Source organism: Microbacterium sp. TW_SC_2 (assembly GCF_055361165.1).
The window spans coordinates 2,163,824-2,178,729 of the sequence record NZ_CM143952.1 but is presented as its reverse complement, the minus strand read 5'-3'; the positions used below and the strand labels follow the sequence as shown (position 1 = coordinate 2,178,729).

Genomic DNA, 14,906 nt, shown 5'->3' with positions numbered 1-14,906 from the left:
CGCGGTCAGGGTTCGCGGACGACCTCGTCCACGGTCTTGTCCGGCCGCAGACCTCGCCAGCGCGCGTGACGGAGAGACCCGTCCGGTGTCCAGTTCGCGAACTCGACCTCACCGACCAGCTCCGGCCGCACCCAGAGCGCGTCCGAGGCGTCGGCGGCCGGCACCCCGTCCAGCCCGGGGCCCTGCGTCCGGAGGGGATCGAGCCGGGTCTGCAGATCGCGCAGGCTGCGTTCCGTGAAGCCGGTGCCGACGCGGCCGACGTAGCGGAGCGCTCCGCCCGCCCTGTCGCGCACCGCGAGCAGCAGCGACCCGATCGACCCCTCCCGGTCGCCCTTGCCCGGGCGGATACCGACGATCACCGCCTCCTGCGTGCGGGTGTGCTTGATCTTGAGCCAGCGGGGGGAGCGGACGCCCGGTCGATAGCGGGACGCCGGATCCTTCACGACCACGCCCTCCAGCCCGAATTCGTCGCTGGCGGCGAGGGCCGCGTCGAGGTCGTCGAACACGGGCGGGATGCGGACCGGGGCATCGAGGTCGCTCGCGAGATCCTGCAGGAGGGTGCGGCGCTGGTGCAGGGGCATATCGGTGAGGTCGTGCCCGTCGAGGCGCAGCAGGTCGAACAGCAGGTACACGACGGGGGTGCGCACGACCTCGCGCTCGATCTCGCGCGGCCGGGTGAGGTGCATCCGGTTCTGCAGCAGCGAGAAGCTCGGACGCCCCTGATCGTCGAACGCCACCACCTCGCCGTCGACGATCGCGTCGTCGACCGGGAGGAACGGCGCTCCGTCGGCGGTGAGCTCGGGGTAGCGCGCGGTGATGTCGGTCCCGCTGCGGGCGTGCAGTCGCATCCGCCCCTCGCTCCACGTGCCCATGGCCCGGATGCCGTCCCACTTGACCTCCACCCACGAGGGAGTGGACAGCGACCGCGCACGACCGGCGGTCCCGTGCTCCGCCAGCATCGGCGCGAGCGTGGGCAGCGTGACGTCGGCCGCCGGTGCGGTGGAGCCACGAGGGCGATGCGACGTCTTAGGACGGGGCGGCGGTGACGAAGAATCAGGCGGCGCTGCCGACGGGCGGGGTGGCGATGCCGACTCGGGAGGCGCCACGTCCGCCGCACCCGGATGCAGGCTCACCAGCGGATCGATGCCGGCGGCGGCGCGCTCGAGCACCTCGTCGAGAGTCAACTGCGCGAGGTCGGGGTCGTCGAGCTCGTCCCACGTGCGGGGCGCCGCGACCCAGGGCTGGGCACGTCCCCGCAGCGAGTAGGGCGAGATCGTGGTCTTCTTGCCGTTGTTCTGGCTCCAGTCGAGGAAGACCTTGCCGCCGCGCACCGCCTTCGACATGACGCTCGTCGCGAGGTCCGGATGTTCGTTCTCGATGAGACGGGCGACCTCTTTCACGACCGCCGAGATCTCGGCGCTCGTCTGCTCGCCGGGAAGCGCGGCGTAGAGGTGGATGCCCTTCGACCCGCTGGTGACCGGGAGCGGGTCGAGCCCCATGTCGGTGAGCAGGCCGCGTGCGATGCGGGCCACCGCTGCGCACTGCGCCAGACCGACGCCGGGGCCGGGATCGAGGTCGAGCACCAGGCGATCCGGACGCCCCGGGAGCCCCTCGGAGGTGAAGCGCCACTGCGGCACGTGCAGCTCGATCGCCGCCACCTGGGCGAGCCAGACGAGCGTGGGGACGTCATCGACGAGCGGGTACTCCTTGGGCCCGTCGGAGTGCTGGATCGCCTGCCGGGGGATCCAGTCGGGCGCCCCGGGCTCGAGCTGCTTCGTGAAGAACGAATCGGCGGGCGCGGCGGCGGTGCCCACCCCCTCGACCCAGCGTTTGCGTGTGACGGGACGCCCGGCGAGGAGCGGCAGCAGCTGGGGCGCGATCGTGGAGTAATACGCGAAGATCTTGCCCTTGGTGGTGCCGGTGTCGGGGTACACGACCTTGTCGAGGTTCGTGACGCGCAGTCGACGGCCCTCGATCTGCACGATCTGACCGTCTGCCGCCATGTCGCCAGGCTACTGTCCGCGAGGCAGGACGGCGGGGAGGCGCCGCGTCAAGGGACTGGCCGCAGTGGGCGCCGCTGGTGTTCACTGGGGGCATGAGGACGATCTGGAAGGGCGCGCTGACCTTCGGGCTGGTGAACGTGCCGGTGAAGGTGTATTCGGCGACCGAGGATCATGACGTGTCGCTGCATCAGGTGCACGAGAAGGACGGCGGCCGCATCCGCTATCAGCGCACCTGCGAGGTGTGCGGCGAGACCGTCGCCTACGCCGACATCGATCGGGCCTACGTCGACGAAGGCACGACCGTGGTGCTCACGAAAGACGATCTGGCGGCGCTGCCCTCCGAGAAGAGCCGCGAGATCGACGTGGTCGAGTTCGTGCCCTCCGAGCAGGTCGACCTGCTCACGCTCGACAAGCCCTACTACCTCGAGCCCGATTCCGCCTCGCCCAAGGCGTACGTGCTGCTGCGCAAGACGCTCGAGCAGACCGACCGCACCGCGATCGTGCGGTTCACGCTGCGGCAGAAGACGCGACTCGCGGCGCTGCGTGTGCGCGGCGACGTCCTCGTGCTGCAGACGCTGCTCTGGGCCGACGAGGTGCGGGAGGCCGACTTCCCGGCGCTCAAGGAGGACGTGACGATCTCGAAGAAGGAGCTGGAGCTCTCCGCCTCCCTCGTGGAGAGCTACTCGGCCGACTTCGATGCCGAGGCGTTCGTCGACGAGTACCAGAAGGAGCTCCGCACCCTCATCGACGCCAAGATCGAGGCCGGCGAGAGCTTCGACGTCTCGGAGACGTTCGGCGACGAGGATGCCGCGGCGAAGGGCGGCGAGGTCATCGACCTGATGGAAGCGTTGCGGGCCAGCGTCGCCCGCTCGAAGGAGAAGAAGGCGGGCGAGAGCGGGAAGAAGCCCGCGAAGGCGAAGAAGCCGGCGAAGAAGACCGGCTGAGGCATCCGACGGCGAGCGTCAGTGCTTGCCGTCGCCGTCGAGGTCGGGAGCCCGGTCGAACACCTCGGCATCGAGCACGAGTTCTTCGGCCTCTTCGGGGTCGGTGACGACGTCTTCTCCCGCTGCCGCGGCCTTCTTGGCCTTGTGGCGCTCGGAGAGGTAGTGCCAGAGGGTCACGATCGCCGTGCCGCCCACCGCGATGAGGAGGATGACGTCGATGTAGTCGACCACGAGGTCGCGCACCCACGGGATGAACGCGATGAGGTAGCCGACCATCGTGAGCCCGAAGCCCCACAGCAGCGCACCGATGAGGTTGTAGAGCGAGTACCGGCGCCACGGCATGTGTCCGACACCGGCGGCGACCGGGGCGAAGGTGCGCACGATCGGGACGAAGCGGGCGAGGATGACCGTGATGCCTCCGAAGCGCTCGAAGAACGCGTTGGTGCGTTCGACGTTCTTCTTGCTGAAGAGGCCGGACTCCTTGCGCTCGAAGATCGCGGGGCCGCCCTTGTGCCCGATCAGGTACCCGACCTCGCCGCCCACGAAGGCGGACAGCGCGATGAGCAGGGACACCACCCAGATGTTGACGCCGAACACGTTGCTGGTGTGGGTGAGGAGGCCGGCGATCACGAGCAGCGTGTCGCCCGGGAGCAGGAAGCCGACCAGCAGACCGGTCTCGGCGAACACGATGAAGCACACGACCAGGAGAGCCCACGGGCCCGCCGCGCCGATGATCATCGCGGGGTCGAGCCACGGGATGAGGGCGGTGGGTGCGTGCAGCATCGATTCGAGCACTGAGATTCCCGTCGGTCGTTATTGGTCGGCGGTGCGAAGAGCGGATGCGGCTGCACCCCTCGTGCGGAAGGTGGGACTTGAACCCACACGCCCTGGGGCACAGGAACCTAAATCCTGCGTGTCTGCCAATTCCACCACTCCCGCGCGGTGCTCTCATTCTACTGACCGCCGAGGCGCGCGATTCTGGGGATCGGCCCGCAGTTCGGGCGCCCTCCCGAGGAACGTGCGGGGTGCCGGGAGCACGCGTGACGCGCAGACGCAGAGATCGCCTCCCGCAGGGTGCGGAAGGCGATCTCAGAGGTGTGGGTCAGGACGCGAATCCGGGGCGCAGCGGCTCTTGGGGGTTCGGAGCCGAGGGCTCTGCGGGGTTCGGAGCCAGGGGCTCCGGGGGATTCGGCGCCAGCGGCTCGGCCGGATGCGGAGCGAGCGGCTCGTCGGGCTGGTGCGGCGTCGGCTCGTCCGGGAACGCCGGAGAGGGCTCGGACGGGGACGGCACCGCGGGGCCGGGAGGCGTCTGACCGGGGTCGGCCGGCTCGGGGCCGGTCGGCTGCTCGCCGGGAACCGAGGGGACGGTGGAGGGATCGGACATGTCTGCTCCTTCGCTCGTGGGACGCGTTCGAGCCAATGAACCAGCCCCTCCCCACCGGAGTCAGCACCCTTGCACTTCCCGGAGCGATGTGCTGACGCGACGTCACGCCCGGGTGCGCTCCAGGCGGATGAAGGCGACCGCGACGCCGGCCACGAGGGCTCCGAGCCCGCCGACCGCCATGTCGCCGATCGTGTCCTCGTAGGTGACGAAGATCTCCGTGGTGACGAAGGTGCGCCCGGCCCACTCGATCATCTCCCACACCGCGCTGACGGCGAGCCCGAGCATCGTGCAGATGACGATCGCCGTGCGCCGGGTGAACGCAGCCGTTCCCTGCGCGGGCACGACGCGGCAGCGGGCCAGCACGAGGTATCCCGCCGCCGCGATCACGCCCGTGCACACGAAATGCACCACGAGGTCCCACCCGGCGACGGTGCGGTAGAGATCGAGCACGTTGCTCCCCGCGGCGACCAGCACCGTCACGGAGACGGTGATGTCGAACCAGGGAGCCATGCCGAAGACCCGGGGCAGCATGAGGGCGGGCAATGCGAGGGCGAGGATGCCGGCATCCGTCGGCGTCGACCAGATCGCCGCAGCGATCACGAGCAGCACCCCGACGACGCGGAGGGCGTCGGCGACGTACTCGGCGGCACCATGCGGACGCCGCAGGAAGTCCTCCTTCATGCTGGCTTCCGCACTCATGCCTGCTCCCGCTCTCATCTCTGCTCCTGCTGTCCTGCTCATGCTCCTCCTCGCGCTGTGGGGCGCGGCTTCCTGCGTCTCACCCATGGTCGCGCGCTCCTGCGTCGGCATCCGCGACCGGCACGCGGAGGACGGCCTGCACGGAGAGGTGATCCGACGGCCATCCGCCCGCGAAAGAGCGGGAGTTGATCACGATGCGCGGCACGGACAGCGCGGGCGAGACCAGGATCGCATCGATGCGCCGACCCGGGCGGGGGTCGCGGTAGCCGCCGTAGGTCGCCCATTCCGGGGAGAGGCGCGCGGCGGCGGTGGTCCAGGCATCGACGAGCGTCGTCTCGGCGGTCAATGCGTCCCACGGCGGGGTGTGCGGTGCGGCGTTGAGGTCGCCCAGCACCACGGCCGGACGTGCCTGCGCGGCGATCTCCCGGCGGATGGTCTCGGCGGCGCGGACGCGGGCCCGTGCAGAGAACACGTCGAGGTGGGTGTTCACGACCAGCAGCTCGGCCCCGGTCACGCGGTCGCGGAAGGTGGCGTAGACGGCGACACGGGGGATGACGGCACCCCACGAGGTCGACCCCGGTGCGTCGGGGCGGTCGGAGAGTGCGACCTGCCGTGCGCCGAGCAGTGTCAGGCGCTCGGTGTCGTAGAAGAGCGGGCAGCCTTCGCCGCGTGCGCCCGCCTGGCGTCCGTGCCCGACGAAGCGATACGTCGGGCCGAGCGCGTCGCGGATCGCGGACGCCTGGTCGGGCAGGGCCTCCTGCGTCCCGAGGACCGTCGGGCGCTCCTGCTGCAGCAGCGCGGCGAGGCGCGGGCGACGGATGCTCCAGCGGTCGGCTTTCCGCACGAGTCGACCCTCCATGCGTCGACGCACGTTCAGTGTCATGATGTGCAGCTCGGGTGCAGGAGTGGGGCCGATCAGCGGCACGGTCGTCGGCGGCACGGTCTTCAGTGGCGCGGTCATCGGCGGGCCTGGGCCGGGGTGAGCACGCCGAGGCGGTGGAGCACGCGGCGCAGGGCGAGTCGCACCCAGCGGACGGGCGGGAAGTCCTGCGGCCAGTGCACCACGACCGTGCGGAAGCCGCGTCGGATGCGCCGGGCGAACGCACGCCTGCTCGCGAACGGACGCATCGAGATGCCCATCTCCTGGTGCGGCAGGCTGCGGATGCGGTGGCGCTCGCCGAAGTGGAACGCGAGGTCGAGGTCGTCGTGCAGCTCGGGGTCGTCGAGATGCGCGTGCTCGCGGATCTCGAGCCAGGCCGTGCGCCGGAAGGAGAGGTTCGATCCGAACAGAGGCAGATGGCCGAGCGCGGGGCCGCAGAACAGTCCGTACGTGATCAGGTACAGCCCGGCGAGCGGGGTGCGCAGCAGGCGGGGGCCGTCGATGAAGCGGGCGCCGCCCGAGAAGACCGACACCTGCGGATGCTCGGCGAACGCGGTCGCCGTGGCCTCGACCCAGGTGTCGGCGGGCACGCAGTCGGCATCCAGGCGCAGGATCAGATCGCTCGACGCCCGGTCGTAGCCCGCCGCGCTCGCCGCGGGAACCCCGAGCCGAGCGCAGTGCACCACCGTGGCTCCGCTCTCGGCGGCGACGGCGGCCGAGGTGTCGGTGGAGTTGTTGTCGACCACGATGATCTCGTCAGGGCGGCGGGTCTGACGGGCCAGAGCGGTCAGGCATTGCCGGAGATGCTCGGCATCGTCCTTCACCGGGATCACCACCGAGACGGTGGGGGATGCTCCGGCGGGTGTGGGGCGCGTCACGACGTGTACTTCTCCTCGGCGGGTCGTCTTCTCAGGCTAGAGGACCGCGGTGTCCAGCCCGGAATCGGTTGACGAGGCGGGAAGCGTCGGGTAGTGCGGCGGGGTGTGGCTGCGGGGGTGTGGATAACTTCCGCGGGGGTGGTCGGGATCTTGCGAGGATGCTCGGGTGATTCCTCCCTCCACCGCCGTCGCCGAGCGCGTCCGCCTGCGCTTGCGGGCGGAGAACACCGATCCCTCGGTCGTGCCGGACGCCGCGCGTCGGGTCGCTCAGGCCGAGGTCCGTCGGCACAACGACCTGGCCCTCGCCCGGGGCGAGGCGCTGATCGATGATGAGGTCGCGTGCGTGCGCGACGTGCTGGCCGCCGTGAGTGGGTTCGGGGTGCTGCAGTCGCTGCTCGACGACCCCGAGATCGAGGAGATCTGGCTGAACGGCCCGGCCCGCGTGTTCGTCGCGCGCGGCGGGGTCGCGGAGCGGCTCGACCTGCAGATGAGCGAGAGCACCCTGCGCGATCTCGTCGAGAGGATGCTGCAGTCCTCCGGGCGCCGGGTGGACATCAGTCAACCGTTCGTCGACGCCTCGCTGCCCGACGTTATCTAGAGTCCAGCGAAGCCTGTCAGTTATTGTCAAGCACGGCGCGCTAAGCCTTAGTTGACACATCGGATTGTTGGATGTCATCTATGTGTGTCGCGAGCAATCCAGCGGGCGTCCGATTGGTAGTCTGCGAGAACGTTTGTTCGGGGGACCAGGAATGACCTATGCGGGGGATGGTGATGGCGCCGGCAACGTCGGCGGCGGAGCGGAGCTTAGCGAGCTGGCGGAGCCGAGTGCTGTCCGTTTAGATCCCGGGTCTACATCGCCCACGCAACCACAGCACCGTGTCTACTTTTACGATCCGGTCGACTGGGAGCAGTTCATCCTTGAGTGGGCAACCTCGCTGTTCCCGCAGTATGAGCAAGTAAAACGACTCGGCGGATCGAATGACCACGGTGTTGACGTGGCTGGGTTCCTCACCAGCGACGGCTTCGAGGGTGTGTGGGATTGTTTCCAGGCGAAGCACTACGCATCGGCCCTAACGTTGTCTGACGTCCTTCCCGAGGTAGTGAAGTTGCTGACACATGCGATGGAAGGATCGTATGTGCTGCCGCGCAGGTATGTGTTCATGGCTCCGCAAGGATGCGGACCAACTCTCAATCGCCTCCTCAGTCGACCGAGCAAGTTCAAGGAGGAAGTCCTCCAGGCGCTCGAAGAAGCCTCCGTTCACGTCCGCGGCATGTCGGACGACTCTCGAATCGCCCTTCGAGAGTTTGCCCAGAATGTCAACTACTCAATCTTTGTCGCGATGCAGTTACATGAACTGCTGGAGGGGCACGCTAGGACCCGATATCACGCGGCACGTTTCGATGTCGCGTTGCCCCAACGGCCCGCAGTTGAACAGCCGCCGGCGGCTCTCGGCATCGAAGAGCAGCGTTACGCCGAGCAGCTACTCGACGTCTATCGCGAAGCATCTTCGGAAGACGACCTCGCCGCTGACACGATCTCCGCGCACCCAGAGCACGGCGAGCACTTCCGCAGGCAGAGATACTCCTTCTATAGCGCCGAGGCGCTGAGGGTTTACGCGAGAGATTCCGTTCCGCCGGGAACGTTTGAATCCCTACTGGACGACATGTACGACGGCGTTGTCGAGGTGGCGGACACGACCCACAGTTCCGGACGTGACCGTCTGAGCGCGGTGCTTACCCATTCGACTCAAGTGGCGCTTGACGGTCACCGTCTCGTTTCGATGGCCGGCCCCAACGACCGCAAAGGACTATGTCATCATCTCGCCAACGGAGACCGACTGACATGGGTGCGTTCGCATGAGTGACTATCTGAACGGTCGTCTCGAGGTGGGCCTACGGGTCAGCATGCTACTGGCTGAGGCATTTCCGCAGGGCTATGACCTTGCAAGACTGGTGCTTTTGGATCACGCCGTCCTGCACAGTGGTGACCTCGGAGGCCCTTCGAGCATTCACCCCGCGCTACCGCTCCGCAGCGGTGAGCTCGGCATGAAGCGAACAATTATCTCCGCGGGGGTGGAGCTTGCGTGCCGAGTGGGCTTGGTTGAGATGGACGCGCGAATAACGGGGATTGAGTTCCGTGCGACCGAGCGAGCACCCGGCTTTCTGAATCTCTTGACGGTTGGCTACAGCCAGTTGCTCCGTGAACGAATTAGGTGGGTTGTAGATAGCTATGACGACGTCGATGACCAAAGTCTGCGCGAGCTCATGAGCGCGGTGTTTGGTCATCGTTCCGAAGAATTTGAGACGGCTGTCGATATGGAACTGGAAGGAACCCGATGATCCGGCTTGTCCGACTCACGATGACCGGTCAAAACGTGCCATCCGCGCAGGTCGACTTCGGCCGGAAGCTGACAGTAGTTCGAGGTCCTTCAGACACCGGCAAGTCGTTCATCGTCGACGCGATTGATTTTGCGCTCGGGGGGTCGAGCCTCAAGGAGGTGCCCGAGAGGGACGGCTACGACAATGTGATGCTTGGCATCGCTACGGCGGATGGCGACCAATACACTCTCGTGCGTAGTGTTCGTGGCGGTCGGATCGGCGTCTACGAGGAGATTCTGAGTCGTCGCCCTGAAGTGCCCCCCAGCTTTACTTTGGCGGCGAAGCACAACGCCGCTACGGAGGACAACCTCTCTCGATTCTTGTTGAGGGAGATTGGGCTCGACGAGCGTCGTGTTCGGCGCAACGCTCGCAACGAGACCGACTCCCTTAGCTTCCGGAATCTGTCCCACCTTTGTGTCGTTGACGAGACTGCGATGCAGGCAGAGACATCACCAGCTCTGACCGGCAGCTACATCTCTCGGACCAAGGAGATTGCGGTCCTGAGGCTACTGCTGCAGGGCGAAGATGACTCAAATTTGGAGCCAGTTCCGTCCCGCGACGACCGGGTTCGAACTCGGGCCGCCAAAGCCGAGGTTCTCGAGAGCCTCATCGCTTCGTTGGAGCAACGCTTAGATGAGACACCCGAGCGAGAGGCGCTTCGAGATCAGCTCGCGCGACTCGTCACGACTATCGAGGCCGAAGCAGAAACATTCAACGGTTTCATTGCGTCGCGTGCTGCGGCCGCGCAGACGCTTTCAAACACGCAAAGCTCCTTACTTGCTCTGCGCGGCCGCTTCTCACAAACCAACTCTCTCAAGGCGCGGCTCTCTCTGCTCGCGGAGCAGTATGCATCCGACCTCGCGCGCATGGAGATGATCTCGGAAGCCGGAGATCTGCTGGGCTACTTCGGCACCGAAGTCTGCCCCGCGTGTGGGAGCGTTCTGGGATCGAACCCTGATGCTGGGGGCGAGCACGACAGGCACGACGTTGTCGCTTCCATCGCCTCCGAGATTGCCAAGACGACAGATCTTCGTGACGATCTGCTCGCTACCCTCGGCGACCTCGACGACGAGATCTCGCAGATCCGGTCCTCGTTCGCCGACTGCACAGATGAACTCGAGGCGCACCGCGCTGCGGTGGAGGATGCAGAAACCCAGCTTGCTCCAAGTCGAAGCGCAGTGAGACAGCTGGCCGAGACTCGCCGTGATATCGAGAAGTCACTCGATGTCTACGACCAACTTGACGATCTCCGCCATCGACTCACGGTATTGATGGCGGAACGAGCCGCGGAGACAGCTACAGCTGCTGATTTGCTCTCTCTGTCTGCCCTCGACGAGTTCTCGCGCGAAATGGCGGCGCTGCTCGCAGAGTGGGGCTTCCCCGATAGTTCAAGCGTTCGATACGACCGTAATGAGCAAGATGTGATTGCCGGGGGCCAGCTTCGTGCCGCACATGGAAAGGGTGTGCGCGCTATCCTGCACGCAGCCTTCAGCATCGGGTTGGCGCAGTACTGCGCTTCCCGAGGGCTGCCACATCCCGGCTTCGTGGTAGTTGACTCCCCGCTGGTCACGTATCGTCCGCCGGACACGAATGATGTCGCATCGGTCGATGGCGCCGAGTCGCTGTCTCCCGACTTGGTGGCCAACTTTTACAGGTCGGTGCATCTCTCCGTCGATGTTCAAGTCGTCGTGATGGAGAATACTGATCCGCCGGCGGACGGGTTGGACGGACACGTCGATGTCGTGTTCACCAAATCCGACTTTGGGCGATACGGTTACTTTCCGGTAGACGTTCAGCCCGCGTTTTGATCCTCGGATCGCGCTAGGTGCGCTGAAAAGCGCTGTTAGGCGGTGCTGGGCGCTGACTTCAGGTAGTCGAGCACTGTTTCCATGGCCTGAAGTGCCTGCGCGGCGACGGGCTGTTCAATTCGAGTGTCGCCTTCGTGGACAGCAACATGTCGAATCCCGTGGAGGGTGTTGCCTGCATCCATCACCGATTGAGGAGAATTCGCGAGCGCAGCTCTCACATCGCTGGACCGTCCACCGCACGCGGTTTCGACAGCCAGGCGTGCGGCGAGAATCGCTTCCCGATAGTGGCCCGCTGCAAGGTGCGAGCGAGCGGTACGCGCTTGCGCGTCCGTGGCCGACTCCGTCTCCAGGGCACGGAAAGCGTCTCTGTAGGCGGTGTCCGGTGAAGGGCCGAGAAGGTACGTCAGCGCTGCGTCCTCGTCGAACAGCAGCACATCGTATGAGTTCACGGCGGTTCCGCCGGATACCAGAACGTAGTCGCGGAAGCCGTTCTTCTCGGTGAGGTTCGGCATCATTGCCCCCACGCCAGTGAACGTCGGGCTGGCGAGAAATTTCGTTAGATGTTCCTTGCTCTTCCCGAAGATCTCGACTTTGCGGCCGGTCTCCTTCTCGCGGAGTCGGAGGCCGAGAACATCGCTGGACGTGCCTGCATACTCCTCGATGTAACACCACACTGAGACGGGCGGGGAGGCGACGTCCGCCGTAGTGATGCTCACCTTCACCGAGAAATCTGCATCGAGCCACACCGCGATCTCGTCGGAATCCTGTGTAAAAACCGGAGCAGAGATAGCGATGTGCTCTGTGCGCTTCCACTGGTCAATGAGCCCACCGCCATGGGCGTAGCAATCCCGCAGGAGGTTTGACATTGGAGAAACTGCCCGATGGACGGGCCCATCCGCGAGTATCCGTAGCCTGCGGCGGGTTTTCTTCTCTAGCAGCGCGAAGTCGGGTCGACCGTCCGGTCGCTTGGTGGCTTCGACAAAACACTTGATGGTTCCTGACGCGGACGCGCTGCGCGCTGCGACTTTCGTCGCCTGCTGCGAACGGCGCGCCTTCGAACTCGTCGACATGTCTGATCCCCTTTCGCACGTCGTCCACGGTGACAGGCGCGGATTAGGTCGTCACTCGGCCAGGCGGACAGCGACGCCTCCGTAGTCTGTCTATCAGAGTCGAGCGAAAGGAGCTCCCATGCCAGGTACGCGTGACCGCGATGTTGCAGTGCTCGTCGGCAATGGCTTATCCATCGCTTTCAACGAAAAGCTCATGCTTTCAAACATCACTGAGCAGGTACGGAAGCGCATATTGAACTCCGGCGATGGAGGACGGAACGTGGTCGTCGCAATGCGAGAGCTCGCGGACGCCTGGCTTCCCCCTGGCGAGACGAGCAACCATGACTTTGAACGTCTCGTCGGTGCGTTCGGGGCGGAGAGCCGTAGTCTCAGTCACCTGCGGTCGTTAGCCGAGCTCTCGTATCCGGAGGATCGACGTCTCCGACGGTCTCTCAAGAAGGTAATTAGGTTTGCGCAGGAGTTGCGGGACGTGGGCACTGGCCATGTGCTCGAGGTCGTCTATGAGAACAGCAAGAGCAGCTACACAGACTCGGAGCCGCTCAACGACTTACTGCGCGCGATATACGAAGCATTCCCTGGTCGGATCAGCTTCGGGAACCTCAACTACGACACAATCCTCCTTGCCGCGCTGATGACAGTGGACACGCGCGGCTTTGCCGACCTCGGACACGGGTGGAAGACTTGGCAGATGGGAAGCGAGAGGATCCCGGCGATGCAGCTTCGTCAAACTGCTTCGGACTTTCCGACGCTGACGAGGTTCCCAGTCCACCTCCTTCACCTGCATGGTTCGATGACCTATTGGGCAACCCAGAACGGCTCGCAGCTGGGAAAGCTCGACCGCTCAACAGTGAGGGCCAAACGCCTGTTCAAGAAGCTCCGGCAGGGCAGGACGGATCTCCGGCCGCTGGTCGTCCTGAATCGAGAGCGTCAGAAGATCGACGATGTCCAGGCTCACCCGTTCAAGCTCGCGTACGAGATGTTCAACCGCGGTCTCGTTCGATCCAACCACTGGCTTATTGTCGGTTACAGCTTTCGGGACATCGCGGTGAACGATCTGCTCCGTCGGGAGTTCACCAAACGACAGGTGAAGCCCAGGGTGTTGGTCGTCACCCACGGCAAGTCGCCGTCCAGAGAAGAGATCGAGGATGCGCTCGGCTGGGGTGCGGAAGATGCGGATTCGAAGAGTTGGCTTCGGCGCAACGAGCGCGGAGCCTACGGGATGCACACCCAGGCCACCTGGCGCTGGTTCACTGCATAGCAGCGGCTGAGGGCTTCTGTTGATCCGTGGCACAAAACCTGCGGCATTTCATTGGAGGCGTCGGGATCAACCTCGCCGTCCAGGACGCCGTCGCCACCGCCCGACTCCTCGCCGGCCCCCTCCAGGCGGGCGCACTGGCCGGGCCGCGTTCCGGCCGCGTCCTCGCGAGGGTGCAGCGTCGTCGGGCTCTCCCCACCTTCCTCATCCAGGGCCTGCAACGCATCATGCACGCCAAGATTATCGGCCCCGCCCTGCGCGGCAAGACCATCCAGCCACCGCGGCGCCTCGTGGGCGTCCTCCGACGCCTGCCGTGGCTCACCGCCATTCCCGCAGCGATCATCGGCGTCGGGCCACGCCCAGAGCGGGCCCCGCGCTTCGCCAGATCGACGTCGCTGGCGGCGCGAAAGCAGCGAGACGGCTAGGTCGTGCTGCGGTCGGCATGGGCCGACGCCGAGCGCAGCAGGGGCGATCATCGCTCGCCCCTGCCTGGTGACCACGGCCACGCAGACGTCGGCCACCACTATCCGACAGACGACGCTTGGATCTAGCCGTCAACGACCCTGCCGCTGACTTTGCTGTCGTAGTCAATGTCCATCGAGACGAACCTGCCGTGGAAGAACAAGCCTGAGGTGCGCGGCGACGTGGTGCCATCAGGGGGAAGCGTCACCGCCGACCGATACCCAAGTGGGCGTCCCCCGATCACATGTTCCGGGAGCCTTCCAACAACGAGAGTTGGGTACGGTGCGATGCCGTCCGGGATGTCATCGCCGAAGTGCTGGCGAGCGCGGACGTTAAACATCGCGGCGTAGACATTGGCGATCATCCATGCTTCCGCGAGTACCACTGGGACGTCGACCCGCAGGGAGATTGCCTCGACTCCGTGTTTTGGCTTCACGTAGGGGCGGCTGAGATAGGTCAGCATTGGACGGTCGAAGATCGGCACCGACTTGCCGGTCCCGAACGCGCTGACGGGGATCCGACTCGGATCCTCCAAAGGTGTTGTCACTAGCTCGATGCGTATGTCTCCGCGAGCGCTCACCGCGAGGCCGTGTTTCACTTTGTTATTAGCCGCGTTTACGGACAGTTCATCGCCGGTGAGGAGCGCACTCGCGTGGTTCATCCACGCCACGGCGGTGTCCGCGGCCGCTGCGGCAGTGTCGTCAAAAGGTTCACCGGACGGGAAGAAGGCGCGGAGAAACAGTGAGTCGTCGGCCTCCAGCGCAGCAACTGTCTTCGTGACCACATCCACGAGCGCCCTCGGGCTATCCGCAACTTCCAGCCAGACGCAGCTCGCATCTCCACCGCTCGGCGAGGCTGCGGTCACGGCATACGCGAACCGCATCAATGCCTCAGCAGCCTGGTGTCGGAGGCTGAGCGCTTCAACGGCCACCTGCATTCGACGGTCCTGAGCATTGAATGCAAGCAGAGAATCAGCGTCGGTCAGGCTGAGGGCCTCGAAGAATTCCGGATGGTCGGCCGCTGTGGGTACGCCTACCTCCCGCTCCGCGGTTAGAAGCGATGAGATTCGCGACGCGAAGTAAGCGGACGGATTGGATAGGAAGAATTCGTTGTCGAGCATCTTGGCGTGTTCCTCGCCAAGATG

At 65.6% G+C, this 14,906-nt stretch carries 15 protein-coding genes and 1 tRNA gene; 7 read left to right on the top strand and 9 right to left on the bottom strand.

The window, feature by feature from the left end; genetic code table 11:
* Positions 1 to 5: 5 nt before the first annotated feature.
* Positions 6 to 2,003 (bottom strand): non-homologous end-joining DNA ligase, encoded by a 1,998-nt coding sequence (gene ligD, locus ACWA14_RS10350; RefSeq protein WP_463793082.1) that lies wholly within the window; start codon positions 2,001 to 2,003, stop codon positions 6 to 8.
* A 92-nt stretch (positions 2,004 to 2,095) separates the two neighbouring features.
* Between ligD and ku the strand changes: the two genes are divergently transcribed.
* Entirely contained in the window at positions 2,096 to 2,947 is an 852-nt protein-coding gene (ku, locus tag ACWA14_RS10345) for a non-homologous end joining protein Ku (RefSeq protein ID WP_463793080.1), read from the top strand.
* 18 nt (positions 2,948 to 2,965) lie between these two features.
* Here the strand turns inward: ku and ACWA14_RS10340 are convergent, their stop codons facing one another.
* The 6 genes from ACWA14_RS10340 to ACWA14_RS10315 form a co-directional block, all read right to left on the bottom strand.
* On the bottom strand, positions 2,966 to 3,730 hold the full coding sequence (locus ACWA14_RS10340) for a DedA family protein (RefSeq protein WP_463793078.1): 765 nt from the start codon (positions 3,728 to 3,730) through the stop codon (positions 2,966 to 2,968).
* Positions 3,731 to 3,804: 74 nt separating this feature from the next.
* Positions 3,805 to 3,886 (bottom strand) — tRNA-Leu (locus ACWA14_RS10335).
* A gap of 163 nt (positions 3,887 to 4,049) precedes the next feature.
* A complete protein-coding gene (locus tag ACWA14_RS10330) occupies positions 4,050 to 4,331 on the bottom strand; it encodes a hypothetical protein (RefSeq protein WP_463793076.1) in 282 nt (93 codons plus the stop codon).
* Positions 4,332 to 4,433: 102 nt separating this feature from the next.
* Entirely contained in the window at positions 4,434 to 5,030 is a 597-nt protein-coding gene (locus ACWA14_RS10325; RefSeq protein ID WP_463793073.1) for a DUF2238 domain-containing protein, read from the bottom strand.
* A 79-nt stretch (positions 5,031 to 5,109) separates the two neighbouring features.
* The gene (locus ACWA14_RS10320; protein ID WP_463793070.1) at positions 5,110 to 5,991 is read right to left on the bottom strand and encodes an endonuclease/exonuclease/phosphatase family protein; all 882 of its coding nucleotides are present in this window, start codon (positions 5,989 to 5,991) and stop codon (positions 5,110 to 5,112) included.
* The gene (locus tag ACWA14_RS10315; protein WP_463793068.1) at positions 5,988 to 6,788 is read right to left on the bottom strand and encodes a glycosyltransferase family 2 protein; all 801 of its coding nucleotides are present in this window, start codon (positions 6,786 to 6,788) and stop codon (positions 5,988 to 5,990) included. The genes ACWA14_RS10320 and ACWA14_RS10315 overlap by 4 nt, the downstream gene beginning before the upstream one ends.
* Before the next feature lie 166 nt (positions 6,789 to 6,954).
* On the opposite strand from ACWA14_RS10315, the gene ACWA14_RS10310 reads away from it, so the two are divergent.
* From ACWA14_RS10310 to ACWA14_RS10295, 4 genes are all read left to right on the top strand, one after another.
* Positions 6,955 to 7,386 (top strand): hypothetical protein, encoded by a 432-nt coding sequence (locus ACWA14_RS10310; RefSeq protein WP_463793066.1) that lies wholly within the window; start codon positions 6,955 to 6,957, stop codon positions 7,384 to 7,386.
* Positions 7,387 to 7,537: 151 nt separating this feature from the next.
* Entirely contained in the window at positions 7,538 to 8,653 is a 1,116-nt protein-coding gene (locus tag ACWA14_RS10305; RefSeq protein WP_463793063.1) for an ABC-three component system protein, read from the top strand.
* Positions 8,646 to 9,128: an ABC-three component system middle component 2 gene (locus ACWA14_RS10300; RefSeq protein WP_463793062.1), complete on the top strand. Its 483-nt coding sequence runs from the start codon at positions 8,646 to 8,648 to the stop codon at positions 9,126 to 9,128. The genes ACWA14_RS10305 and ACWA14_RS10300 overlap by 8 nt, the downstream gene beginning before the upstream one ends.
* Positions 9,125 to 10,975: an AAA family ATPase gene (locus tag ACWA14_RS10295; RefSeq protein WP_463793061.1), complete on the top strand. Its 1,851-nt coding sequence runs from the start codon at positions 9,125 to 9,127 to the stop codon at positions 10,973 to 10,975. The genes ACWA14_RS10300 and ACWA14_RS10295 overlap by 4 nt, the downstream gene beginning before the upstream one ends.
* 35 nt (positions 10,976 to 11,010) lie before the next feature.
* Here ACWA14_RS10295 and ACWA14_RS10290 read toward each other — a convergent pair whose 3' ends face one another.
* Complete coding sequence (locus ACWA14_RS10290) at positions 11,011 to 12,045, bottom strand: hypothetical protein (protein ID WP_463793059.1); 1,035 nt, start codon at positions 12,043 to 12,045, stop codon at positions 11,011 to 11,013.
* Positions 12,046 to 12,163: 118 nt separating this feature from the next.
* Here ACWA14_RS10290 and ACWA14_RS10285 point away from each other — a divergent pair, with 118 nt between their 5' ends.
* Both ACWA14_RS10285 and ACWA14_RS10280 read left to right on the top strand, forming a co-directional pair.
* Positions 12,164 to 13,303: an SIR2 family protein gene (locus tag ACWA14_RS10285; protein ID WP_463793056.1), complete on the top strand. Its 1,140-nt coding sequence runs from the start codon at positions 12,164 to 12,166 to the stop codon at positions 13,301 to 13,303.
* Between the two features lie 26 nt (positions 13,304 to 13,329).
* Positions 13,330 to 13,725, top strand: coding sequence for a hypothetical protein (locus ACWA14_RS10280; RefSeq protein ID WP_463793054.1), 396 nt, complete (start codon positions 13,330 to 13,332; stop codon positions 13,723 to 13,725).
* Positions 13,726 to 13,847: 122 nt separating this feature from the next.
* On the opposite strand, the gene ACWA14_RS10275 is transcribed toward ACWA14_RS10280, so the two are convergent.
* A complete protein-coding gene (locus ACWA14_RS10275) occupies positions 13,848 to 14,882 on the bottom strand; it encodes a hypothetical protein (protein WP_463793052.1) in 1,035 nt (344 codons plus the stop codon).
* Positions 14,883 to 14,906 lie beyond the last annotated feature (24 nt).

Excerpts from the sequence above, each read along its gene's own strand:
- ligD (WP_463793082.1), bottom strand. The coding sequence starts at position 2,003 with ATGGCGGCAGACGGTCAGATCGTGCAGATCGAGGGCCGTCGACTGCGC.
- ku (WP_463793080.1), top strand. The coding sequence starts at position 2,096 with ATGAGGACGATCTGGAAGGGCGCGCTGACCTTCGGGCTGGTGAACGTG.
- ACWA14_RS10340 (WP_463793078.1), bottom strand. The coding sequence starts at position 3,730 with ATGCTGCACGCACCCACCGCCCTCATCCCGTGGCTCGACCCCGCGATG.
- ACWA14_RS10330 (WP_463793076.1), bottom strand. The coding sequence starts at position 4,331 with ATGTCCGATCCCTCCACCGTCCCCTCGGTTCCCGGCGAGCAGCCGACC.
- ACWA14_RS10325 (WP_463793073.1), bottom strand. The coding sequence starts at position 5,030 with ATGAGTGCGGAAGCCAGCATGAAGGAGGACTTCCTGCGGCGTCCGCAT.
- ACWA14_RS10320 (WP_463793070.1), bottom strand. The coding sequence starts at position 5,991 with ATGACCGCGCCACTGAAGACCGTGCCGCCGACGACCGTGCCGCTGATC.
- ACWA14_RS10305 (WP_463793063.1), top strand. The coding sequence starts at position 7,538 with ATGACCTATGCGGGGGATGGTGATGGCGCCGGCAACGTCGGCGGCGGA.
- ACWA14_RS10300 (WP_463793062.1), top strand. The coding sequence starts at position 8,646 with ATGAGTGACTATCTGAACGGTCGTCTCGAGGTGGGCCTACGGGTCAGC.
- ACWA14_RS10295 (WP_463793061.1), top strand. The coding sequence starts at position 9,125 with ATGATCCGGCTTGTCCGACTCACGATGACCGGTCAAAACGTGCCATCC.
- ACWA14_RS10290 (WP_463793059.1), bottom strand. The coding sequence starts at position 12,045 with ATGTCGACGAGTTCGAAGGCGCGCCGTTCGCAGCAGGCGACGAAAGTC.
- ACWA14_RS10285 (WP_463793056.1), top strand. The coding sequence starts at position 12,164 with ATGCCAGGTACGCGTGACCGCGATGTTGCAGTGCTCGTCGGCAATGGC.
- ACWA14_RS10275 (WP_463793052.1), bottom strand. The coding sequence starts at position 14,882 with ATGCTCGACAACGAATTCTTCCTATCCAATCCGTCCGCTTACTTCGCG.